We start from the raw sequence: 22,154 nt of genomic DNA, 5'->3' as shown, positions 1-22,154 counted from the left end.
ATGACTAGTTAGGGGAGATAGAGGACAATGAATAATTCAATTGATCTTTATGCGCATCGCGGCTTTAGCGGACGATATCCTGAAAATACAATGATTGCATTTGAAGAAGCTAGAAAAATGCGAGTTTCAGGTATTGAATTGGATGTACAACTAACCAAAGACGGAGAAATAGTAGTGATTCACGATGAACGAATTGACAGAACGACGAATGGAATGGGATATGTTCAAGAATTTTCATATAAACAGCTGCGGTTATTCGATGCTGGAAGCTGGTATGATTCTCGTTTTTCTAAACAATCAATTCCCACGTTAATAGAAGTGTTTGAGTGGATGATGGACAAAAAGACAGAAATGACCGTGAACATTGAATTAAAAAATGACCAAATTTACTATCCAAAACTTGAGGAAAAAGTTCTTCGTCTAATCGATGAGTTTGATTTAGAAGATCAAGTTATTTTGTCATCTTTTAACTATGATAGCTTGGCTAAAGTGAGATCTCTCCATTCATATATCCCAACAGGATTTTTATTTGAAGGGGTGAGTGAAGATGCGATTGGAAAAGCAAAATCGATAGGTGCGCACCTGCACTGTGATATGTCGTTTGCTCTTTCTTCGTACGGGAAAAAAGCAAAGCAAGAAGGATTAGACTTACGAGTATATACAATTAATGAACTGAATGACTTTTTGAAGCTCCAGCAGGCTTCAGTAAAAGTAGTGATGACAGATTACCCTAACCGTTTTTCCTCTACAATGTTCAAAGGATGACGCAGAAAGGCCGTATGTATTCGTACGGCCTTTTTTATAGGGTAAATATTATTTTATTCTGAATAGTATAAAATTTATATTGTGAAATTGTTTTATAGATGATATATTGAGAATAGATTATAATGTTCCTTATGAAAGCGAATACATGTTGCGTAGCTCCGCAAACGTTCATTTGCCGGTCCCTAGCATCGTCTGTTATCTCTTTTAGGAGGAATAAAAAATCATGTATGATCAAGATACTATCTATATTATTGGAGATGCCAAAGCTCCTCAAAGCAATCCGATTACTAAAAAGTTCAATCAGTATTTTTTAGGATTGGTAGTTGATAAAACAAATGGAAAAATTATTGATGTGGAATGCTCAGCGACGATTGAGTTAACCGTTCGATTTGTTCAATCGATTTTTATTGGACGTCATATAAGTGATCCCACCCTTATAGACGACATTAACAGCCGCTACTTCGGGTCTTCCCAAAAAGCGCTGGTGGTAGCGTTGCATGATGCACAGAAAAAATATCAGCAAATAACAGCTGCTTTGTCTACATAGACCTAGACGAAATCCAGCCTGACGTTTTCAAACGTTGGGCTGGATTTTGTTTTGCATAAAAACATTTTCGGGGAGATGAAGGGGGAAGAATAAATGATTCAAGATGGATTTATGTATGTGAGTGTGTTAACTGCCTTTGCTGCGCTCATGGTAGGGATTGAAAAACGATTTAAAGCCAATGGATTTTTTAAGTTTATTCCAGGTATTGTACTTATTTATATAGGAGCGGCTCTTATGCAAACGGCAGGATTATTTGGGGATAGCGAGTCAAATGCCGCCATGTATGCAGGCGTTAAAAATGCACTTCTTCCTGCTATGCTGATGCTTATGCTGTTAAAGTGTGATGTTCGAAGTGTAATTAAACTTGGTCCAAGAATGCTGGGAGGATTCATCGTTGCGGTTTTTAGTATAATGATAGGCTTTATCCTCGTCTATGCCATCTTTAAGAATTTCTATGTAGAGAATACGTGGAAAGCTTTTGGTGCTTTATCAGGAAGTTGGACCGGTGGGTCAGCTAACATGGTTGCCCTTCAAGGGATTTTGGATGTTCCAGAAAATATATTTGGCTACGCTCTTATGATGGATACGATTAACTATGCCGTATGGGTTATGTTTATGTTTTGGCTTGTACCATTTGCATCTAAATTTAATAAATGGACAAAAGCAGACGTCAGCTTTATTGAGAATAGTATAGATGAAGTCGCAGCAACATCTGAAAGCGAAAAAGAAGGTCCTCAGTTTCAGCATCTTCTTTATTTGCTTGGGCTAGGTTTGTTCGTTTCGGCATTGTCTACATTTATCGGAGGGCGTTTGCCTGAAGTGGGAGCCGTTATTAATGCAACGAGCTGGACGATTATGATTGCTTCTGTCGTTGGTTTAGTGCTTGCTGTAACTCCAGCGGCAAAAATTCCAGGTACGCTCGATGTATCAAACGTTATGTTATACATCGTTGTAGCGTTAATTGCTTCTCAATCAGATTTTTCAAATTTAGTTCAGGCTCCTATTTACTTAGTATCTGGTTTTCTCATTATGTTCGTCCACTTAGTGATCATGCTGTTGCTAGCTAAACTATTTAAATATGATTTATTTACGCTCGGGGTAGCCAGTTTAGCTAATATTGGCGGAATGGCGTCTGCTCCAATGCTTGCAGCTGCTTATAACCGTGCACTGATTCCGGTAGGAGTCATTATGGCTCTGATGGGTTCCTTCTTAGGTACTTATTTTGGTATGATGATCGCCAAAATTTTAGGGGCGATCTAAGAATAAACCAAAATAGGTATAAAAGAATATGTGTGCTGAATCGAAAGGAAGCGATTGAAATGATAATTAAAGACATAACTGTAAAGCATCAAACCGTTCCACTGCTCGTTCCGTTTAAAACAGCGCTTCGAACAGCAACAGAGATAGACAGCATAAGTGTAGAGATTCAGTTAGAAAACGGAATAAAAGGAAAAGGAGCGGCTTCGCCAACATATGTTATTACAGGCGATTCTTTAGAAGGCATTCAAGCTGCACTTCAAGGACCTATTAAACTAGCGCTAATAGGGGAGGATATACGTCAGTTTCAAAAACTCTTAAAAAAAATTCAAAGCTGCTGTATTCACAATTCAAGTGCTAAAGCGGCTGCTGATATCGCTTTGCATGATGCTTATACAAAGTTTCTCAACATTCCTTTATATGCTTTCTTGGGCGATAAGCAGCCTATCTCTACGTGTATGACGATAAGTGTTGATACACCTGAAAAAATGGCTGAAGACGCACACAAAAGTGCAGCGGACGGATTTGACATTTTAAAAGTGAAGGTAGGTTCAATTCCTGAGCTAGACCTTGAGCGTATTAAACATATTCGATCTGTCATTCCGGATCATGTAAAACTTCGGTTGGATGCAAATCAAGGATGGACTCCAAAACAAGCAGTGCAATTAATTAATGAAATGGAAGCTCTCAATTTCGGTATTGAACTGGTAGAACAGCCTGTCGCTGCTCATGATTGGGAAGGGTTAAAGTTTGTGACTGAACGAGTAAACGTACCCATTATGGCAGACGAGAGTCTATTTTCTGCGAAAGATGCATTAAAGCTTGTAAGCGGGCGGTACGTGGATCTTTTAAATATTAAGCTAATGAAGTGCGGAGGCATTAATGAAGCAAGAAAAATCGCGAGTATTGCTGAGGCGAACGGTGTTGCGTGTATGATTGGAAGCATGATGGAACCATCATTTTCCGTGGGAGCAGCTGCTCATCTGGCAGCCGCTCATCCCAATATCACGTATTTTGACTTAGATGCTCCTCTTTGGCTTTCAACTGAACTGGATGTGTTAAAGTACAGCGGTCAAGAGGTTTTCTTATCAGATCTTCCTGGAATAGGAGAAATCACCGTTCCTATCTCAAAATAAAAAGATAGTAATATAGTAGAAGGAGAGAGACGATGAATATAAAACGTTGGCTTTTGACGGTAACAACAGTTATTTTAGCTACATTTGGAGTCAGTGCAGTTCCTTCTGTTCATGCTTCTGAAGAAAAAGAAACTGCTTATATAGATGTCGCAGCAGCTACTCTTTGGACAGCACCAAACATCTTGCGTGAAGTGGACGCTCCGTCAGCTACTAATCCTGTAGATATGAAGAAGTGGACCACATCGATGAATTTGAAACAGAAGCAGCAGTTATCTAGTGACGGGATGCTTGAGACACAAGCGTTATATGGAAACAAAGTAACGGTTTTAGAGAGACAAGGAGATTGGGTCAAAGTAGCTGTAGACGGACAGCCTACTTCTCGAAATGAATTAGGATATCCCGGGTGGATGCCTACTAAACAATTAACCTATAGCAAAAGGTACGAACAGTATGCAAAGAAGCCTTTTGTAATGGTGACGGCTCCGACTACTTATTTATATCATTCGCCTTCTTTGAAAAAGAAAGGTATTGAAGTTAGCTATAATACGCGCTTACCTCTTTTGGTAAAATCAAAGAGTGCATATAAAGTATTAAAACCAAATGGAAAGACAGCATGGGTTTCTGCAAAAGCAGGAAAAATCTACGCTTCTCAAAAAGATATTCCTGTACCAACTGGCACGGAGCTTGTTGAAAGCGGAAAGGCATTTTTAAATCTTCCATATTTATGGGCTGGCATGAGTGGTTTTGGATTTGACTGCTCTGGATTTACGTTTACGATGTACCAGTCCCATGGTATTACAATTCCACGTGACTCAGGCCCACAGTCTAGAGCAGGGAAACCAGTAGAGATGAACAATCTTCAACCCGGAGACTTATTATTCTTTGCCTATAACCAAGGGAAAGGAAGCGTCCACCATGTAGCAATGTATGCGGGAGATGGTATGATGATTCATTCGCCGAACTCCGAGCGGACAGTAGAGATTATTCCTTTAAACACGAAGGGGTATATTGAAGAGTATGCAGGTGCACGTCGTTATTTACCTTAATTAGTAAGATAAGAAAGAAGCTCTTTTTGTGAAGGGCTTCTTTTTTAATATAGGTATAAATAAAAATTAGAAAATTTAGATTATTTACGTTTAACTACTTCTCAGTAGGGGAAGAGGTAAAGTAAGAAAAAAAACATTTTTCTTCTCGAAACATATTGACTTTATGTGCAGGGCGTTATATTATTATAAAGCGTCGTTGAGACATAACAGTAACAACGAAGCTGAAAAAAGAATTTTAAAAAGTTGTTGACATTACGTCGGTAACTTGATAAAATAATAAAGTCGCTTAAGAGCGGCGGTTGAACTTTGAAAACTGAACAAAGCGACAAACGTCAACGTTAATTTTTATTTTTTAAATGAGCAAGTCAAACATTTCTTCGGAGAGTTTGATCCTGGCTCAGGATGAACGCTGGCGGCGTGCCTAATACATGCAAGTCGAGCGAACTGATTAGAAGCTTGCTTCTATGACGTTAGCGGCGGACGGGTGAGTAACACGTGGGCAACCTGCCTGTAAGACTGGGATAACTTCGGGAAACCGAAGCTAATACCGGATAGGATCTTCTCCTTCATGGGAGATGATTGAAAGATGGTTTCGGCTATCACTTACAGATGGGCCCGCGGTGCATTAGCTAGTTGGTGAGGTAACGGCTCACCAAGGCAACGATGCATAGCCGACCTGAGAGGGTGATCGGCCACACTGGGACTGAGACACGGCCCAGACTCCTACGGGAGGCAGCAGTAGGGAATCTTCCGCAATGGACGAAAGTCTGACGGAGCAACGCCGCGTGAGTGATGAAGGCTTTCGGGTCGTAAAACTCTGTTGTTAGGGAAGAACAAGTACGAGAGTAACTGCTCGTACCTTGACGGTACCTAACCAGAAAGCCACGGCTAACTACGTGCCAGCAGCCGCGGTAATACGTAGGTGGCAAGCGTTATCCGGAATTATTGGGCGTAAAGCGCGCGCAGGCGGTTTCTTAAGTCTGATGTGAAAGCCCACGGCTCAACCGTGGAGGGTCATTGGAAACTGGGGAACTTGAGTGCAGAAGAGAAAAGCGGAATTCCACGTGTAGCGGTGAAATGCGTAGAGATGTGGAGGAACACCAGTGGCGAAGGCGGCTTTTTGGTCTGTAACTGACGCTGAGGCGCGAAAGCGTGGGGAGCAAACAGGATTAGATACCCTGGTAGTCCACGCCGTAAACGATGAGTGCTAAGTGTTAGAGGGTTTCCGCCCTTTAGTGCTGCAGCTAACGCATTAAGCACTCCGCCTGGGGAGTACGGTCGCAAGACTGAAACTCAAAGGAATTGACGGGGGCCCGCACAAGCGGTGGAGCATGTGGTTTAATTCGAAGCAACGCGAAGAACCTTACCAGGTCTTGACATCCTCTGACAACTCTAGAGATAGAGCGTTCCCCTTCGGGGGACAGAGTGACAGGTGGTGCATGGTTGTCGTCAGCTCGTGTCGTGAGATGTTGGGTTAAGTCCCGCAACGAGCGCAACCCTTGATCTTAGTTGCCAGCATTTAGTTGGGCACTCTAAGGTGACTGCCGGTGACAAACCGGAGGAAGGTGGGGATGACGTCAAATCATCATGCCCCTTATGACCTGGGCTACACACGTGCTACAATGGATGGTACAAAGGGCTGCAAGACCGCGAGGTCAAGCCAATCCCATAAAACCATTCTCAGTTCGGATTGTAGGCTGCAACTCGCCTACATGAAGCTGGAATCGCTAGTAATCGCGGATCAGCATGCCGCGGTGAATACGTTCCCGGGCCTTGTACACACCGCCCGTCACACCACGAGAGTTTGTAACACCCGAAGTCGGTGGAGTAACCGTAAGGAGCTAGCCGCCTAAGGTGGGACAGATGATTGGGGTGAAGTCGTAACAAGGTAGCCGTATCGGAAGGTGCGGCTGGATCACCTCCTTTCTAAGGATTTTTACATGACGTACGTTTTGACACTTTGTTCAGTTTTGAGAGTTCAATCTCTCAATTATAGAAAGCACACTACTTTCTTCTTATTAGATAAGAAGAATTTTGGTTGCGATTGTTCTTTGAAAACTAGATAACAGTAATTGCTGAGGAAAAGTGAAACTTTTCTTTAATCAAACCAATAAATAACACAACTTTATGTTGTACCATTTATTCGCTAATGGTTAAGTTAGAAAGGGCGCACGGTGAATGCCTTGGCACTAGGAGCCGATGAAGGACGGGACTAACACCGATATGCTTCGGGGAGCTGTAAGTGAGCTTTGATCCGGAGATTTCCGAATGGGGAAACCCACTGTTCGTAATGGAACAGTATCTTTATCTGAATACATAGGATATTGAAGGCAGACCCGGGGAACTGAAACATCTAAGTACCCGGAGGAAGAGAAAGCAAATGCGATTTCCTGAGTAGCGGCGAGCGAAACGGAATTAGCCCAAACCAAGAGGCTTGCCTCTTGGGGTTGTAGGACACTCTATACGGAGTTACAAAGGAACGAAGTAAATGAAGCGACCTGGAAAGGTCCGTCGAAGAAGGTAACAACCCTGTAGTTGAAACTTCGTTCCCTCTTGAGTGGATCCTGAGTACGGCGGAACACGTGAAATTCCGTCGGAAGCTGGGAGGACCATCTCCCAAGGCTAAATACTACCTAGTGACCGATAGTGAACCAGTACCGTGAGGGAAAGGTGAAAAGCACCCCGGAAGGGGAGTGAAAGAGATCCTGAAACCGTGTGCCTACAAGTAGTCAGAGCCCGTTAACGGGTGATGGCGTGCCTTTTGTAGAATGAACCGGCGAGTTACGATCCCATGCAAGGTTAAGCTGATAAGGCGGAGCCGTAGCGAAAGCGAGTCTGAATAGGGCGTTTAGTATGTGGTTGTAGACCCGAAACCAGGTGATCTACCCATGTCCAGGGTGAAGTTCAGGTAACACTGAATGGAGGCCCGAACCCACGCACGTTGAAAAGTGCGGGGATGAGGTGTGGGTAGCGGAGAAATTCCAATCGAACCTGGAGATAGCTGGTTCTCTCCGAAATAGCTTTAGGGCTAGCCTCATGTTGTGAGAGTCTTGGAGGTAGAGCACTGATTGGACTAGGGGCCCCCAACGGGTTACCGAATTCAGTCAAACTCCGAATGCCAAAGACTTATCCATGGGAGTCAGACTGCGAGTGATAAGATCCGTAGTCAAAAGGGAAACAGCCCAGACCACCAGCTAAGGTCCCCAAGTATACGTTAAGTGGAAAAGGATGTGGAGTTGCTTAGACAACCAGGATGTTGGCTTAGAAGCAGCCACCATTTAAAGAGTGCGTAATAGCTCACTGGTCGAGTGACTCTGCGCCGAAAATGTACCGGGGCTAAACGTATCACCGAAGCTGTGGATTGACATCTTTGATGTCAGTGGTAGGAGAGCGTTCTAAGTGCAGCGAAGTCAGACCGTAAGGACTGGTGGAGCGCTTAGAAGTGAGAATGCCGGTATGAGTAGCGAAAGACAAGTGAGAATCTTGTCCACCGAATGCCTAAGGTTTCCTGAGGAAGGCTCGTCCGCTCAGGGTTAGTCGGGACCTAAGCCGAGGCTGAAAAGCGTAGGCGATGGCCAACAGGTTGATATTCCTGTACCACCTCCCCGCCGTTTGAGTAATGGGGGGACGCAGTAGGATAGGGTAAGCGCGCTGCTGGATATGCGCGTTCAAGCAGTTAGGCTGATGAGTAGGCAAATCCGCTCATCATAAAGGCTAAGCTGTGATGACGAGGGAACTATAGTACCGAAGTTCCTGATTCCACACTGCCAAGAAAAGCCTCTAGCGAGGCGGGAGGTGCCCGTACCGCAAACCGACACAGGTAGGCGAGGAGAGAATCCTAAGGTGATCGAGAGAACTCTCGTTAAGGAACTCGGCAAAATGACCCCGTAACTTCGGGAGAAGGGGTGCTCTGGTAGGGTGTATAGCCCGAGAGAGCCGCAGTGAATAGGCCCAGGCGACTGTTTAGCAAAAACACAGGTCTCTGCGAAGCCGCAAGGCGAAGTATAGGGGCTGACGCCTGCCCGGTGCTGGAAGGTTAAGAGGAGGGGTTATCCTTTGGGAGAAGCTCTGAATCGAAGCCCCAGTAAACGGCGGCCGTAACTATAACGGTCCTAAGGTAGCGAAATTCCTTGTCGGGTAAGTTCCGACCCGCACGAAAGGCGTAACGATCTGGGCACTGTCTCAACGAGAGACTCGGTGAAATTATAGTACCTGTGAAGATGCAGGTTACCCGCGACAGGACGGAAAGACCCCGTGGAGCTTTACTGTAGCCTGATATTGAATTTTGGTACAGCTTGTACAGGATAGGTAGGAGCCTGAGAAGCCGGAGCGCTAGCTTCGGTGGAGGCGTCGGTGGGATACTACCCTGGCTGTATTGAAATTCTAACCCGCGGCCCTGATCGGGCCGGGAGACAGTGTCAGGTGGGCAGTTTGACTGGGGCGGTCGCCTCCTAAAATGTAACGGAGGCGCCCAAAGGTTCCCTCAGAATGGTTGGAAATCATTCGTAGAGTGTAAAGGCACAAGGGAGCTTGACTGCGAGACCTACAAGTCGAGCAGGGACGAAAGTCGGGCTTAGTGATCCGGTGGTTCCGCATGGAAGGGCCATCGCTCAACGGATAAAAGCTACCCCGGGGATAACAGGCTTATCTCCCCCAAGAGTCCACATCGACGGGGAGGTTTGGCACCTCGATGTCGGCTCATCGCATCCTGGGGCTGTAGTCGGTCCCAAGGGTTGGGCTGTTCGCCCATTAAAGCGGTACGCGAGCTGGGTTCAGAACGTCGTGAGACAGTTCGGTCCCTATCCGTCGTGGGCGTAGGAAATTTGAGAGGAGCTGTCCTTAGTACGAGAGGACCGGGATGGACACACCGCTGGTGTACCAGTTGTCTTGCCAAAGGCATCGCTGGGTAGCTATGTGTGGACGGGATAAGTGCTGAAAGCATCTAAGCATGAAGCCCCCCTCAAGATGAGATTTCCCATAGCGCAAGCTAGTAAGATCCCTGAAAGATGATCAGGTTGATAGGTCAGAGGTGGAAGCGTGGCGACATGTGTAGCTGACTGATACTAATCGATCGAGGACTTAACCAAACTTTAAAAGCGTAAGCTTTACTCAGCAACCTGTTACCTAGTTTTGAGAGAGCAATCTCTTGTCTGGTGGCGATAGCGAAGAGGTCACACCCGTTCCCATACCGAACACGGAAGTTAAGCTCTTTAGCGCCAATGGTAGTTGGGACTTTGTCCCTGTGAGAGTAGGACGTTGCCAGGCATTTTTATTATCGCGGGGTGGAGCAGTTCGGTAGCTCGTCGGGCTCATAACCCGAAGGTCGCAGGTTCAAATCCTGTCCCCGCAACCAAATTATCTTTTATACATACTTGAATATATTATTACTATCCTTAGGCATAGCCTAAGGATTTTTTGTTTGGCTATATTTATAAACACTTGTTTAGGTTATGATATAAGATAGTGATGCAGATTAATCAGGAGGTTTTTTATGTTACAAAGTAATATTCAAACTTATATTGAAAAAGAAATGAACGTTCAAGGTCAATCTTTATCTCTATATCAAGAAGAAAAGGAATATGCGTTGCAAAAAGAGTTGGTGCCGCAAAACCTGATGATAGAAGAAAAAGAGGCATCTTCACGTTTTAAAGATTCTTATATCGAAAGAGTAGATAAAGAAACGGACGAGCTGATCGCAGAAGAATCTCCTCTTTCGTTTTTAGATACTCCTCTTTCTTACTTAAAAGAACACAGAAGTGAATTTCTATATGTAGAATCAAAATGGTTTGAATTTATTAAGCTTGATGGATGTTCTTTTGAAGTGGATGATGTGTTTGGCACATATAAAGTATTAACGGGGTTACATATGCAAAAAAAATTCGGTTCTGTACTAAAACAATTTTTTGCTAAAGAGCTTAATGACGGCCCAACAAGCGTCCAGCTTTTATTTAATGATAAAGATGGATTATGGGATGTGAATATTGAGTTAGATGCTATAAAAGAGTTTGATGAAAAAATGTCAATAGGTGAAGCTCTTGTTCTTACATATCGCTTTTTCTTTCATCTAGTGGAGTATGTAGAGAACGAAAAAGCTTAAAAATGATGATTACTTTTACTATAAAGATGCTGGGACAAAAGCAGTTTAGTTAACGTTGAACACGAACTATCTATCAAAAATAGATAGTTCGTGTTTTTTAATGGTCATGGTGAACGTAGGTTTCAGTAGGAGGTGCTTCTAGCTGTTGGTTGGAGGGCAAGGCTCCATCGCCCGCTCGCGGAAAGCGAAGCCTTGCACGTAAAGCAACAGCGGCGGAACAAGCATCCCAGGTTATTTATCCGGGTTGTTCGTCTTTAGATTGCATTCATTTCGTTATGGCCCAATCTCTTTTTTTGATAGGTGATACATAATGAATGCTAAGTGAAGCTGGAAATATATTTACATCTCTATGTTTTTATGGAATGATAAAGAGTATCTTTACATATATGACTGATATGGGTGAAGAACAACTATCAGGAATCTTTCTAGTTTTTTGAGAAAGCAGCCTGCATATTAGCTGTTAATAGGACTCCGAGGAAGAAAGCTTCCGTAGGATGAAGTATAATATATACATACAGGAACTATTTTTAACTCTATAAAAAATGTCTGCTGACGTATGGGATTATAAATAAAGAGGGGATGTTCATGTTATTAAGAAAAATAAAGTCTGAAGAATTGGCAGAAGTCTATCAAATGGGATATGCGGCATGGCCTAAAGGCAGGACGTACAAAGAGTATGTTAGAGATAATCAAAAAGAAGAAACATATGGAATTCGGTATGTATATGTAAATGAAGAGAATCAAATTATTGGTTCATTTATTTTGCTTCTTTTACAAACTCCTCGATTAAAGTTTGCTTTGCATGGTATTGGGTCCGTTGTTGTTCATCAGCTTTATCAACGAATGGGGTATGGCCGAGATATGCTTGAAGACTTTTTTAAAAAGATGAAGATAGAGAAGCGCAGCGCTATTTTTATGCTTTATAGCGATATTCTTCCTGAATATTATCATCAGTTTGGGTTTAAGGAGCTCCCTTCTCATTTACAGCGTTATCCTCAATCCATTGCTATGGTAAATTGCAGCGAGTCACAATATGAATACTTAAGTAAGCAATCCATAGAAGACATACCGGCCTATTTTTAAAAGGTATGTCTTTTTTATAGTATTTATCGACACAATCGTTTACAATTTTATGTAAGCGTTTTCTTCATTTGGAGATGAATGATTTTATTTGTCCTCATAACTGTAGGCAAATCGTGCAGTCAATATAAATTTTATTACATAAAACCTTGCTATCATCTTACTAGTAACTCTTATTCATTTCCATACCATACCGATATGTACGTTTGCTGCTAAGTATAACCATATCAATATAAGGAGGAAGCAGGAAGATGAAACGATTATTTATAGCAGGGATGATTTTTATGCTTTTTTTATCTTTAGGTGCTGTATCTTCTTCAGCCGCAGGAAGTTTTACCTCTAAAACATATAACGGAAGAACATACAAACTGTACGTACCTAGCAGTTATCAGGGAGGTGCTGCCTTACCTCTAGTAGTTATGCTACATGGCTGTACTCAAGACCCTGATCAATTTGCAGCAGGAACACAAATGAATGCACTGGCAGAAACAGAGAAGTTCTTTGTCCTCTATCCAGAACAGCCCTCTTCTGCTAATTCAAATAAGTGTTGGAACTGGTTTGATACTGCTCATCAATCAAGGGGAAGCGGTGAACCAGCGTTAATTGCTGGAATGGTTAATCAAATAAAAAGCAGTTATTCAATAGATGCCGACCAAGTCTTTGTTGGAGGGCTATCTGCTGGTGCAGCTATGAGTGTTATTATGGGAGCTACTTATCCAGACATATTTGCGGCTATCAGCGTTGGGGCGGGCTTAGAATATAAAGCAGCCACTAGTGTAACAGGTGCTTATACAGCAATGAGCAGTGGAGGTCCTAATCCTATCCAACAAGGAGATTTAGCCTATTCAGCCATGGGAGAGCATAAGCGAGTGGTTCCGGTTATTTTGTTTCATGGGACAGCTGACTACACTGTTGCCCCTATAAATGCGCATCAAATACTATCGCAATGGGCTCAAACAAATGATAGAGCGTCTGATGGACTGGATAATAACAATATTGATGATACGGCAGATCAAACTTTACCAGGTACAGTATCTGGTGGAAGAAGCTATACGCAATATATTTACAAAGATACAGCAGGAAAAACAGTAATGGAAAAGTACATGATAGAAGGAATGGGACATGCTTGGTCAGGGGGAAGTACATCCGGTTCTTATACAGATCCTAAAGGGCCAAATGCAACTAAATTAAGTTGGAACTTTTTTAAAAATCATCCGAAGAATGGTGACGCTCCTAATCCAGGAGATATATCCCCGCCGGTTACAGCTGCTTCACCAGCGGGAGGAACGTATGGAAGTTCTGTTTCCGTCACATTATCACCCAATGAACCTGCCACCACTTACTATACATTAGATGGAAGTACACCAACTGTTAATTCTCTAAAGTATTCTGAGCCTATTAGCATCAACTCTAGCAAAACAATAAAATTTTTTAGTGTAGACGCTGCGGGTAATCAAGAGGGAGTAAAGACGGAAGTTTATAAAATTTCTGGAACTTCAGAGAAATCCTCAGTATTTTCTTCGCTTGCTGCTGAAGATGGATTTATCGGAAATTTATCAGCTGACGGTATGAGTAGTTCTATTCATAAAATTGGGGATAAGGGAATGTGCAATACCGACACATACCGAACCATTTTATCTTTTGATACAAGCTCTTTACCTGATGATGCAAGTATTACGGATGTATCTTTGAAAATTTATCGCAAATCTTCAATTGGTAATATTTCATCTTTGAAAGGCGATATTAAAAGCGGTGTATTTGGAACTAGCAGTGCTTTAGAACAAATAGATTACCAGGCCTCACCATCTATTTCAGCGGCCTTCCAAATGTCAGTGCCTTCACTCGATAATGGATATACAACTATTCAACTTCCTTCCTCACTTTTGGGATATATGAATAGGAACGGCAAAACTCAGTTTCGCTTGTCAAGCTCAGGTTCAGCGGACTTTTTAAGTGACGTAGTTGAAATTTATGGGGGCGACAATCCTGCATATGCTCCAACTTTAACTGTTTCATATAAGTAAAAAAACCTTCTAAAAGCAGTTAGCTTTTAGAAGGTTTTTTTTGCTGATAAGTTACTTTTATCACCGAATACAACTCCAACTTTTTATAGAGTTTTCTTCAAATTTTGACATGATTTTGATGAAACTTAATCATTATTCAAAAATGAATTGTCAGAAATATTACAAGAAAATGTTTAAAATTAATTAAATCCGTAATAAAAGTAAAATATTCCTGTAATGGAAGTGAAATGAACAGGTGGTATCATTCAGTCATTGAGTAAATAAGGAGGTATTCGGAAAATGAAGAAATTTGTATTTACTCTAGGGACAACGGCAATTCTTTCAGCAGGATTTGTAGGTGCAGCATCTGCCTCTACAAGCGGAACGTATGAAGTACAAAAAGGTGACACTTTATGGAAAATCGCTCAAAATCATAATGTGAGCGTAGACGAGCTAAAAGATGCTAATAACTTAACATCAACACTAATTTATCCAAATCAGACACTAAACTTATCTAGCATAAAAGAAATCGTACATACTGTAAAACGTGGTGACACTTTGTGGTCAATCGGTCAACATTATGGCGTAACAGTAGAAGAAATTAAAGAATGGAACGGTTTAACATCAGACTTAGTTTTCCCTGGAGAACAATTTAAAATTAAAGCGGCACAAGCAGCTCAATCTCAAACAGCTAGTGCGCCAGTAGCAAAGGCAGCTCCACAAGTGCAGCAGTCTCAAACGGCACAAGCTCAGCAAGAACAAGCAGCCCAAGAACAAACACAAAAAGAACAAGAGCAAGCTCAAGTAGCAGCACAAGAGCAAGCACAAAAAGAACAAGAGCAAGCTCAGCAAGAACAAGCAGCCCAAGAACAAACACAAAAAGAACAAGAGCAAGCTCAAGTAGCAGCACAAGAGCAAGCACAAAAAGAACAAGAGCAAGCTCAAGCAGCAGCACAAGAGCAAGCACAAAAAGAACAAGAGCAAGCTCAAGTAGCAGCCCAAGAGCAAGCACAAAAAGAACAAGAGCAAGCTCAAGTAGCAGCCCAAGAACAAGCACAAAAAGAACAAGAGCAAGCTCAAGCAGCAGCACAAGCACAGGCAGCCCAAGAGCAAGCACAAAAAGAACAAGAGCAAGCTCAAGCAGCAGCACAAGCACAGGCAGCCCAAGAGCAGGCACAAAAAGAACAAGAGCAAGCTCAAGCAGCAGCCCAAGAGCAGGCACAAAAAGAACAAGCAGCTCAACAGCAACAACAACAAGCTCAGCAACAACAGTCTCAACAGCAAGCTAGCGGCAAGTCTATGACTGTTGAAGCAACAGCTTATACAGCTAACTGTGCTGGATGCAGTGGTACGACAGCTACTGGAGTAAATTTAAAATCAAATCCAAATCAACGAGTAATTGCGGTTGATCCTAGCGTTATTCCATTAGGTTCAAAAGTATACGTTGAAGGTTATGGTCAAGCTGTAGCGGCAGATACGGGTGGCGCAATTAAAGGAAATCGAATTGACGTATTCGTTTCTTCAGATAGTGCTGCACAAGACTGGGGCAGAAGATCAGTTAAAATTACAGTTATCGACTAATACTAGTCTTATAGAATAGAAGTAAGAAGAGATGTCTTTTAGAAGACATCTCTTTTTTTATGCTTAAAATAAACGTTTGAAAAAAATAGGTCGGGGCATACTGAAATTTATAGTAGGAATTAGTTTGTTATATTAGTAATTATTTCTTAATTTATATACAATGTTTGAGTGTCTTAAAAAGCTTAAATTATGTCAGGAGTATAGAAATATGAAATTTTATAAAAAAATAGCATTACTAATAGTGCTGGGTGTGATCGCAGGATTCTCGTATCTAGGCTATCAGGGATTATTTCGGCACAACGATCATTTGAACACGTCTGATCATAATCCTTTATCTTCTTCTAAACAGAAGCAAAATAGCATAGAAGTTGTTGGGAACCCCGAATCCATTGCCGTGCTAGTAAATAAACAAAATCTTCTTCCTGATCACTATGAACCCGCTGACCTTGTATACCCGGACGTTCGGTTTATATTTAAAGAAAAAATTGAAAAGCGACAAATGCGTACAGAAGCAGCAAAAGCGTTAGAAAGAATGTTTTCAGCTGCTGAACGAGAAGGGATTTACCTAGCCGGTGTTTCCGCTTATCGTTCTCAAATTCGCCAGGAATCTCTTTATCAAGCGTACATAAAGCAAGATGGAGAAGCGGCAGCCAGTCATTATAGCGCCCATCCAGGCAGCAGTGAGCATCAGACTGGTTTAAGTATAGATGTATCAAGCAGCACAGGTAAATGTGCGGCTCAAGATTGTTTTAAAGATACTCCTGAAGCCAAATGGATTGAAAGAAATTCATATAAATATGGATACATTGTTCGCTATCCAGAGGGAAAGCAGCAGATTACAGGTTATAAATATGAGCCGTGGCATATACGATTTGTCGGAAAAGAACTCGCCTCTAAAGTGTATAAAAAAGGAATTACGTTAGAAGAATATTATAATGACTACATGCAAGTTGATAATCCAGTTCAATAAAAAAGAAGAGTTATATAAACTCTTCTTTTTTTGTATTGCTGGAATATACCCTTACTTTAAAAGTTGGAACGAGGGAAAGATGTAGAGATGAACCACGGGATGCTATATCCTATGCCTTGCTAGTAAAAGAGTTAACGCTTATAAATTATAATGAATTTTGTGATAAAGAATACTCATGTTCGTTTTCATTTCCCTTCACATATTCTACAAAAAAGGGAGGTGAAAGAAAATGAGTTTTTATGGAGGTTATGGTTATGGATACGGAGCAGGTCACGGAAGTAGCTTTGCGTTAATCGTTGTGCTATTTATTTTACTAATCATCATCGGTGCTTCATGGGCAGGGCACTATTAATAAGGTGTCCATAAATAAACTCCCTTGAAATAATTCAAGGGAGTTATCTATTTTTATCTATAACTAGGTAACTGTAAGTACGAAGTGCTTACATATCCTTTAAAGCCGTTGTATTCTACAAAAGCCCAATCAAATGAAAGCTTGTTATCTTTTGAGTAGCCCCAAGCTAAGAAGCTGACGCTTTTTCCTTTAGGAACAGTTGTTACAACTTTGTTGCTTGTGCTAGGCCCTGTGCGTAAATTAAGGTTAGCAGCTGTATGAACAGTAGTAGGGACTTTCATTAAATAGGAAGTACTGATATATCCAGTGCCGCCAATTATTTTAATGGCAGCCCAGTCTGCATTTACAAACTTGACTACTTCAATTTGATCTTTTTTTCTTAACGTATCAAGAATTTTTCCCTGAGTGCTAGGTTTTGAACGTATATTGAGTACGTTTGCTGTCACTTCATATACGCTGAACGGTGCGTTTATTTTTTCTGCTGCACTTGCTGTTTGCTCGTGAGTGAATGGCAGTGTTCCAGATAGAGATGAAAAAGTAAAGCCAGCTGCTAATGCAAAAACCGATATAGATTTTGTAATTGTCTTCATGCGAATATCCAACTCCTTAGTGAAATAGGTTATATCTTTTTCTATAACACTAAGAATAAAGAATACTTGTTTCTAAATTGTTACCAACATGCATCCTAGTTGTAAATTTACGAAAGGTCTGTAAAAAGGTTTATTTCACAGACCTTTTAATAGCGCTATTGTTACTCATCCTCGCGATCTTCCGTTGATTTATGAAAAGAAAAATATACAAAAATTGATAATACTGTCCCATAAATGCTCCACAAAGCTAAAGCAAAAATAAATTCTTTCTGCAGGCAATAAATAATGGTTAAAGCAACTAGTGCAATAAAACTTATTAAAATGGTCTTTTTCATAAGCACCCCGCCTATTTAGTCTAATTACTCTATACGCTTTTTGATCGTGCTTTACCCTATAATTATTCGGTCATTGCGCTAAAGATGAAAGGAAAAAGTTAAACAAAGCCGAACTTATAATAAAAAGAGAGATGCAGGAGGATACGTATGTTAAAACAACATGTACTAGAAGATATACAAAAGCTACAGTCTATTTGCCAACAAGAAGAAAAAATAGAGCTGAAGCTGAATTTTGACATGTTACGAAGTCGAAAACAAAATGAAGTTAACGATTTTTTTTATTATGAAAATAATCAGCTTGTTGGATTTATTGGTCTTTATGGGTTTGGGAATACAGTAGAAATATGCGGAATGGTCGATCCTAGCTATCGCCGAAAAAAGATTTTTTCAAAGCTGTTTTCTCAAGCTTTACATATGTGTAAGAAGCGTGAGTATACAGAGATTTTATTAAATGCTCCTGGCGATTCGATTTCAGGCAGGGAGTTCTTAAAGAAGATTCCATGTTCATTTACTTTTTCAGAATATCAAATGAAGTGGGTAAAAAAAGAATTAGAAGATGATAATCCCTTTGTTACGCTTCGCTCTTCCCAGTCAGATACCAATATGAAAATGGAAATACAAGTTGATGTGGAATGCTTTGGTATGTCTTTAACAGAAGCAGCTGCTTATTATGAACAAACGAAAACGGAAGAACAGCAAAATCATTTTATCGTAGAGTACAATAGTCAAGCGGTTGGAAAGTTAAGGGTATCTTATGATAAAAGCGAAGCATGGATTTATGGATTTGGTATTTTACCTTCCTATCAAAAATTAGGAATAGGAAAGGCTGCTTTAAAACAAGTCGTTTTACAGCAGCATCAGCTAGGGTATGATGTATTTCTTGAGGTTGAAGCAAAAAACAAACGCGCTTTGCAACTTTACGAAACATGCGGCTTCGATTCATATCACGTGCAGGATTATTACGTATACAGCTTGTAGATAAAAAACACGGAAATCTTAGATTTTCGTGTTTTTTATTTACATATTAGATGATATGTGCTTTTTTGAGTAAATAATGAGAAAGTAGAGAGAAAGTGATATGCCCGTTGATAAAAACAGGGAAGGCCATACAAATAAGATCGGAGCACTGCAAGCAAGGATACACGTAAGAATACCTCCAATAAATGCTTTTCTAAATAATTGATAAGCCGTATATCCTAGGCTAATACTGACAAATACATTGATGAGGCTAAGAAAAATAAACGAAAAAAACAAATTATCTCCCCCCTTGTTTTTAATACACAATAAAAAGAAATATTTCACATGTTTAGTGTAGCAAAAAAGAAAAAACAACAAAATTTGGATCCTAAAGATGAAAAAGGAAGCCATCTGTGTTATGTATAGTAAAGTGAATGAGAACGTTAAAAAAGGGAATGAGTTAATAAAGCGATATAATAGAAAGAAAGGAGTAAAAGGATGGAATTTGCCCATATCTTTACACTAAGTGTATCTGTTGTAACAGCTATTAATATTTTATTAGCCGGTATTCTTATTTTCATTGAACGAAGAGATATAGGATCTACATGGGCGTGGCTTCTTATTTTATTTTTTATACCAATTGTCGGTTTTATTGTATATCTATTCTTTGGAAGACAGCTAAAACAGAAAAACTTTTATAAATTGTCATCTGATGAGCGGGAATATTTAAGATCTTCAGTGGAAGAGCAATTAAAAGAGCTTAAAGCGACCCATGAATATCGAAATGATTTATTAATCCAACATAATAAACTGCTGTTCACTAATTTAAATTCTTCTAAGTCACTTGTGCGCATCGACAACGAAATTGATATCTTCAGTGACGGTAATCAAAAATTTGAGGCATTGTTTGAGGATATTCGAAATGCTAAAAAAGAAATTAATATTCAATATTATATTATTCAACGAGATAATCTTGGGAAAAAATTAAGAGATGAGCTAACAAAAAAAGCAAAAGAAGGCATAAAGGTTCGCGTTCTTTATGATGAAGTAGGATCTAGAAAAATGACGCCATCATTCTTTAAGGAGCTTATTTCATATGGCGGCGAAGCACAGGCATTTTTCCCTTCAATTCTTCGCTTAATTAATTTTCGGATTAACAATCGAAATCATCGAAAGCTTTGTATTATCGATGGTGAAGTAGCATACATAGGAGGATTTAACGTAGGAGATGAATATTTAGGGTTAGATCCAAAAATGGGTTATTGGAGAGACACTCATTTTCGCATTAAAGGAGAGTCAGTGAACGATATTCAAGGGCGATTCATTTTAGATTGGCATCAAGCAACAAAGCAGCCAATTGAACTGGAACAATTTTTGCATCGTACAGAAACTCATTCTGGAACAGTTCCTGTACAAATTGTAGCAAGCGGTCCCAATTCGACTACCCAGCACCTGAAAAACATGTATATCTCATTGATTATGTCGGCCAAAGAAAGTGTATACCTTCAAACGCCTTACTTTATTCCTGACGCAAGCTTTATGGATGCTTGTAAAATTGCTTTATTATCTGGAGTAGAGATTCATATTATGATTCCAAACAAACCTGATCATCCTTTTGTTTATTGGGCTACGTGGTCTCATGTAGGGGAACTGCTGGCATACGGTGCGAATATTTATCTCTATGAAAAAGGCTTTTTGCATGCTAAAACGATTGTAGTAGATAATGAAGTGTCTTCTGTAGGAACGACGAATATCGATCCGCGAAGTTTCAGCCTTAATTTTGAAGTGAATGCAGTTGTATATGACCAGCCTATTTCCAAAAAGTTGCAGAACCTGTTTCTTGAAGATGTGCAATGCAGTTCAAAATTAACGTTTGAACGATATAAAGAGCGCTCTCTTCTTATAAAATTTAAAGAAGCGGTATCTCGCTTACTGTCACCAATTTTATAATAAAAATCATTGATATCATGAAACAGACTTGAATTTTTAGATTCAGGTCTGTTGTTTTATTGGTATCTCCTTGTAAGGAGAGCTAGAGATAAAGTTAAAAAGTTTTACCAAAAAATCCAAGGGTATTAATACTATAACAAGCTAAAAAATGATAATACCTAGGAGGAATAGAAAATGACAAAAAATGTAGTAGGTACGTATGATTCAGAAGAGGCCGTTATTACAGCGATTCGAAATTTAAAAACACAGGGATATCCGGACAGTGCACTTTCTGTTTTGACAAACAGTGGTCCGCATCATGAAAATACAGAAGTGATTGAGCGTTCTGCAGGAATCGATGTGCAAACAGTTGATACAGATCAACACTCAAAGCACCATCAATCCTTTATGGAGAAAATAAAAAATGCTTTTACTTCGTCTGAAGAAAAAATGGATCAAGATGTTAATCGAATCGAAAATCAATTAACCGAATATGGTGTACCTGCTGCGGAAGCTTCCTCGTATGTATCTGATCTTAAAAACGGAAAAGTTTTGCTGATGGTAGACGCAGTTGAGCATGATAAACACAATTCAGCTCTAGGACAAACCGTGACACCTGCTGAAAAATCAGCTGACCCAATGAATGAAAAAATGTTATACGGCAATCACGAAAATAAAATAAGGTAATGTTGAAGGAACTAAATAAGATAATAAAAGACTGCGTTCTTAAATAAAAGCTAGTTAACGAAAGGAAGGGGACCGATGAGAAATCTAGAAAAAACGGAATATGAACTTGACTATTTAAAACAGCAGCAAGAAGTTAATCAAGAGCTCATCAAAGTTTCACAGTCTCTTGTCGCTACGTTAAAACAGTATGAAGAAGAACCGACCAATACAGAAGTGTTAGCTGTAATCGCTGATTTAGAAGGTCAGCAAGAACAGCTCAAAGCAAAGACCGAAAAGATATCTGAAGAGCTTGCACATTTATAAAGTGAGATAAAAGAAGTTCCTATAAAAGGAACTTCTTTTTATGTTTTATTATACACAGTCTATTGTGAGAGAAAGAGAATCTTATATAACCGGATGTGAACGTTATGGGGGTAGTGATTTTGTTTTAGATACATATAGATGAGAAGGAACGCGATAAGACATTATATAAAAATGGGAAAAAGGAAGAACGGTCATTCGCTCTTCCTCCAGCCGTATTGCTTATGATAGTGATTTAGAAACGTCCGCCGCCAAGTTGCTGTTCAGCCATTTGCACAAGGCGTTTTGTGATTTCTCCGCCTACTGAGCCGTTTGCGCGTGCAGTTGTGTCAGGACCAAGAGTTACACCAAATTCGCTAGCGATCTCATACTTCATTTGATCGATTGCTTGTTGAGCACCGTGTACTGCTAATTCGTTGCTGCTCTTATTTCTGCTGTTTGCCATCATAATCAACTCCTTTTATAAGGTTAAGATTATGATTTGATTAATAGATAGTTTTTATACATAAAATAAAAAAATTT

General features: G+C 40.3%; 18 protein-coding genes, 1 tRNA gene and 3 rRNA genes. 19 read left to right on the top strand and 3 right to left on the bottom strand.

Annotated elements, in window-relative coordinates; translation table 11 throughout:
* Positions 1-27 precede the first annotated feature (27 nt).
* The 15 genes from ACWATA_RS22045 (at position 28) to ACWATA_RS21975 (ending at position 16,834) form a co-directional block, all read left to right on the top strand.
* Entirely contained in the window at positions 28-765 is a 738-nt protein-coding gene (locus ACWATA_RS22045; protein ID WP_028412671.1) for a glycerophosphodiester phosphodiesterase, read from the top strand.
* Between the two features lie 223 nt (positions 766-988).
* Positions 989-1,312 (top strand): DUF3870 domain-containing protein, encoded by a 324-nt coding sequence (locus ACWATA_RS22040; RefSeq protein WP_098112428.1) that lies wholly within the window; start codon positions 989-991, stop codon positions 1,310-1,312.
* A gap of 93 nt (positions 1,313-1,405) precedes the next feature.
* Positions 1,406-2,572 (top strand): DUF819 family protein, encoded by a 1,167-nt coding sequence (locus ACWATA_RS22035; RefSeq protein ID WP_367078855.1) that lies wholly within the window; start codon positions 1,406-1,408, stop codon positions 2,570-2,572.
* Positions 2,573-2,631: 59 nt separating this feature from the next.
* Complete coding sequence (locus tag ACWATA_RS22030; protein ID WP_165636562.1) at positions 2,632-3,705, top strand: dipeptide epimerase; 1,074 nt, start codon at positions 2,632-2,634, stop codon at positions 3,703-3,705.
* A gap of 32 nt (positions 3,706-3,737) precedes the next feature.
* Entirely contained in the window at positions 3,738-4,751 is a 1,014-nt protein-coding gene (locus ACWATA_RS22025) for a C40 family peptidase (protein WP_033580858.1), read from the top strand.
* Positions 4,752-5,125: 374 nt separating this feature from the next.
* Positions 5,126-6,677: ribosomal RNA gene (locus tag ACWATA_RS22020) — 16S ribosomal RNA — on the top strand.
* 225 nt (positions 6,678-6,902) lie between these two features.
* Positions 6,903-9,838: ribosomal RNA gene (locus tag ACWATA_RS22015) — 23S ribosomal RNA — on the top strand.
* Positions 9,839-9,900: 62 nt separating this feature from the next.
* Positions 9,901-10,016: ribosomal RNA gene (rrf, locus tag ACWATA_RS22010) — 5S ribosomal RNA — on the top strand.
* The 16S, 23S and 5S rRNA genes sit together here with 1 tRNA gene alongside, the layout of an rRNA operon.
* Before the next feature lie 11 nt (positions 10,017-10,027).
* Positions 10,028-10,104: transfer RNA gene (locus ACWATA_RS22005), tRNA-Met, on the top strand.
* 138 nt (positions 10,105-10,242) lie between these two features.
* Positions 10,243-10,848, top strand: a complete 606-nt coding sequence (locus tag ACWATA_RS22000) for a hypothetical protein (protein ID WP_033580913.1) — start codon at positions 10,243-10,245, stop codon at positions 10,846-10,848.
* A 585-nt stretch (positions 10,849-11,433) separates the two neighbouring features.
* On the top strand, positions 11,434-11,931 hold the full coding sequence (locus ACWATA_RS21995) for a GNAT family N-acetyltransferase (protein ID WP_013055206.1): 498 nt from the start codon (positions 11,434-11,436) through the stop codon (positions 11,929-11,931).
* 248 nt (positions 11,932-12,179) lie between these two features.
* Positions 12,180-13,952 carry an extracellular catalytic domain type 1 short-chain-length polyhydroxyalkanoate depolymerase gene (locus tag ACWATA_RS21990; protein ID WP_473050176.1) on the top strand — a complete coding sequence of 591 codons (1,773 nt, stop codon included), beginning with the start codon at positions 12,180-12,182 and terminating at the stop codon, positions 13,950-13,952.
* 279 nt (positions 13,953-14,231) lie between these two features.
* Positions 14,232-15,512, top strand: a complete 1,281-nt coding sequence (locus ACWATA_RS21985) for a 3D domain-containing protein (RefSeq protein WP_473050175.1) — start codon at positions 14,232-14,234, stop codon at positions 15,510-15,512.
* Positions 15,513-15,720: 208 nt separating this feature from the next.
* Positions 15,721-16,482, top strand: coding sequence for a M15 family metallopeptidase (locus tag ACWATA_RS21980; protein ID WP_165635931.1), 762 nt, complete (start codon positions 15,721-15,723; stop codon positions 16,480-16,482).
* Positions 16,483-16,711: 229 nt separating this feature from the next.
* The gene (locus ACWATA_RS21975; RefSeq protein ID WP_074682883.1) at positions 16,712-16,834 is read left to right on the top strand and encodes a YjcZ family sporulation protein; all 123 of its coding nucleotides are present in this window, start codon (positions 16,712-16,714) and stop codon (positions 16,832-16,834) included.
* A gap of 53 nt (positions 16,835-16,887) precedes the next feature.
* Here the strand turns inward: ACWATA_RS21975 and ACWATA_RS21970 are convergent, their stop codons facing one another.
* Entirely contained in the window at positions 16,888-17,424 is a 537-nt protein-coding gene (locus tag ACWATA_RS21970; RefSeq protein WP_033580693.1) for an SH3 domain-containing protein, read from the bottom strand.
* Between the two features lie 161 nt (positions 17,425-17,585).
* Positions 17,586-17,759, bottom strand: coding sequence for a hypothetical protein (locus tag ACWATA_RS21965; protein ID WP_196299074.1), 174 nt, complete (start codon positions 17,757-17,759; stop codon positions 17,586-17,588).
* 147 nt (positions 17,760-17,906) lie between these two features.
* On the opposite strand from ACWATA_RS21965, the gene ACWATA_RS21960 reads away from it, so the two are divergent.
* The 4 genes from ACWATA_RS21960 (at position 17,907) to ACWATA_RS21945 (ending at position 21,635) form a co-directional block, all read left to right on the top strand.
* Entirely contained in the window at positions 17,907-18,737 is an 831-nt protein-coding gene (locus ACWATA_RS21960; protein ID WP_367078752.1) for a GNAT family N-acetyltransferase, read from the top strand.
* Positions 18,738-19,214: 477 nt separating this feature from the next.
* A complete protein-coding gene (cls, locus tag ACWATA_RS21955; protein WP_028414357.1) occupies positions 19,215-20,666 on the top strand; it encodes a cardiolipin synthase in 1,452 nt (483 codons plus the stop codon).
* 174 nt (positions 20,667-20,840) lie between these two features.
* Positions 20,841-21,332 (top strand): YflT domain-containing protein, encoded by a 492-nt coding sequence (locus ACWATA_RS21950; RefSeq protein ID WP_047751706.1) that lies wholly within the window; start codon positions 20,841-20,843, stop codon positions 21,330-21,332.
* 75 nt (positions 21,333-21,407) lie between these two features.
* Positions 21,408-21,635, top strand: coding sequence for a hypothetical protein (locus ACWATA_RS21945; RefSeq protein WP_028414355.1), 228 nt, complete (start codon positions 21,408-21,410; stop codon positions 21,633-21,635).
* 232 nt (positions 21,636-21,867) lie between these two features.
* Here the strand turns inward: ACWATA_RS21945 and ACWATA_RS21940 are convergent, their stop codons facing one another.
* The gene (locus ACWATA_RS21940; RefSeq protein WP_016762907.1) at positions 21,868-22,077 is read right to left on the bottom strand and encodes an alpha/beta-type small acid-soluble spore protein; all 210 of its coding nucleotides are present in this window, start codon (positions 22,075-22,077) and stop codon (positions 21,868-21,870) included.
* Between the last annotated feature and the right edge of the window lie 77 nt (positions 22,078-22,154).

The organism is Priestia sp. USM5 (assembly GCF_058323215.1).
Note: the sequence above shows the minus strand (reverse complement) of the source record. Positions and strands in the feature narration are given on the sequence as shown.

Excerpts from the sequence above, each read along its gene's own strand:
- ACWATA_RS21990 (WP_473050176.1), top strand. The coding sequence starts at position 12,180 with ATGAAACGATTATTTATAGCAGGGATGATTTTTATGCTTTTTTTATCT.
- cls (WP_028414357.1), top strand. The coding sequence starts at position 19,215 with ATGGAATTTGCCCATATCTTTACACTAAGTGTATCTGTTGTAACAGCT.
- ACWATA_RS21980 (WP_165635931.1), top strand. The coding sequence starts at position 15,721 with ATGAAATTTTATAAAAAAATAGCATTACTAATAGTGCTGGGTGTGATC.
- ACWATA_RS21965 (WP_196299074.1), bottom strand. The coding sequence starts at position 17,759 with ATGAAAAAGACCATTTTAATAAGTTTTATTGCACTAGTTGCTTTAACC.
- ACWATA_RS22000 (WP_033580913.1), top strand. The coding sequence starts at position 10,243 with ATGTTACAAAGTAATATTCAAACTTATATTGAAAAAGAAATGAACGTT.
- ACWATA_RS22025 (WP_033580858.1), top strand. The coding sequence starts at position 3,738 with ATGAATATAAAACGTTGGCTTTTGACGGTAACAACAGTTATTTTAGCT.
- ACWATA_RS22045 (WP_028412671.1), top strand. The coding sequence starts at position 28 with ATGAATAATTCAATTGATCTTTATGCGCATCGCGGCTTTAGCGGACGA.
- ACWATA_RS21950 (WP_047751706.1), top strand. The coding sequence starts at position 20,841 with ATGACAAAAAATGTAGTAGGTACGTATGATTCAGAAGAGGCCGTTATT.
- ACWATA_RS22030 (WP_165636562.1), top strand. The coding sequence starts at position 2,632 with ATGATAATTAAAGACATAACTGTAAAGCATCAAACCGTTCCACTGCTC.
- ACWATA_RS21985 (WP_473050175.1), top strand. The coding sequence starts at position 14,232 with ATGAAGAAATTTGTATTTACTCTAGGGACAACGGCAATTCTTTCAGCA.
- ACWATA_RS22040 (WP_098112428.1), top strand. The coding sequence starts at position 989 with ATGTATGATCAAGATACTATCTATATTATTGGAGATGCCAAAGCTCCT.
- ACWATA_RS21960 (WP_367078752.1), top strand. The coding sequence starts at position 17,907 with ATGTTAAAACAACATGTACTAGAAGATATACAAAAGCTACAGTCTATT.
- ACWATA_RS21970 (WP_033580693.1), bottom strand. The coding sequence starts at position 17,424 with ATGAAGACAATTACAAAATCTATATCGGTTTTTGCATTAGCAGCTGGC.
- ACWATA_RS21945 (WP_028414355.1), top strand. The coding sequence starts at position 21,408 with ATGAGAAATCTAGAAAAAACGGAATATGAACTTGACTATTTAAAACAG.
- ACWATA_RS21995 (WP_013055206.1), top strand. The coding sequence starts at position 11,434 with ATGTTATTAAGAAAAATAAAGTCTGAAGAATTGGCAGAAGTCTATCAA.
- ACWATA_RS21975 (WP_074682883.1), top strand. The coding sequence starts at position 16,712 with ATGAGTTTTTATGGAGGTTATGGTTATGGATACGGAGCAGGTCACGGA.
- ACWATA_RS22035 (WP_367078855.1), top strand. The coding sequence starts at position 1,406 with ATGATTCAAGATGGATTTATGTATGTGAGTGTGTTAACTGCCTTTGCT.
- ACWATA_RS21940 (WP_016762907.1), bottom strand. The coding sequence starts at position 22,077 with ATGGCAAACAGCAGAAATAAGAGCAGCAACGAATTAGCAGTACACGGT.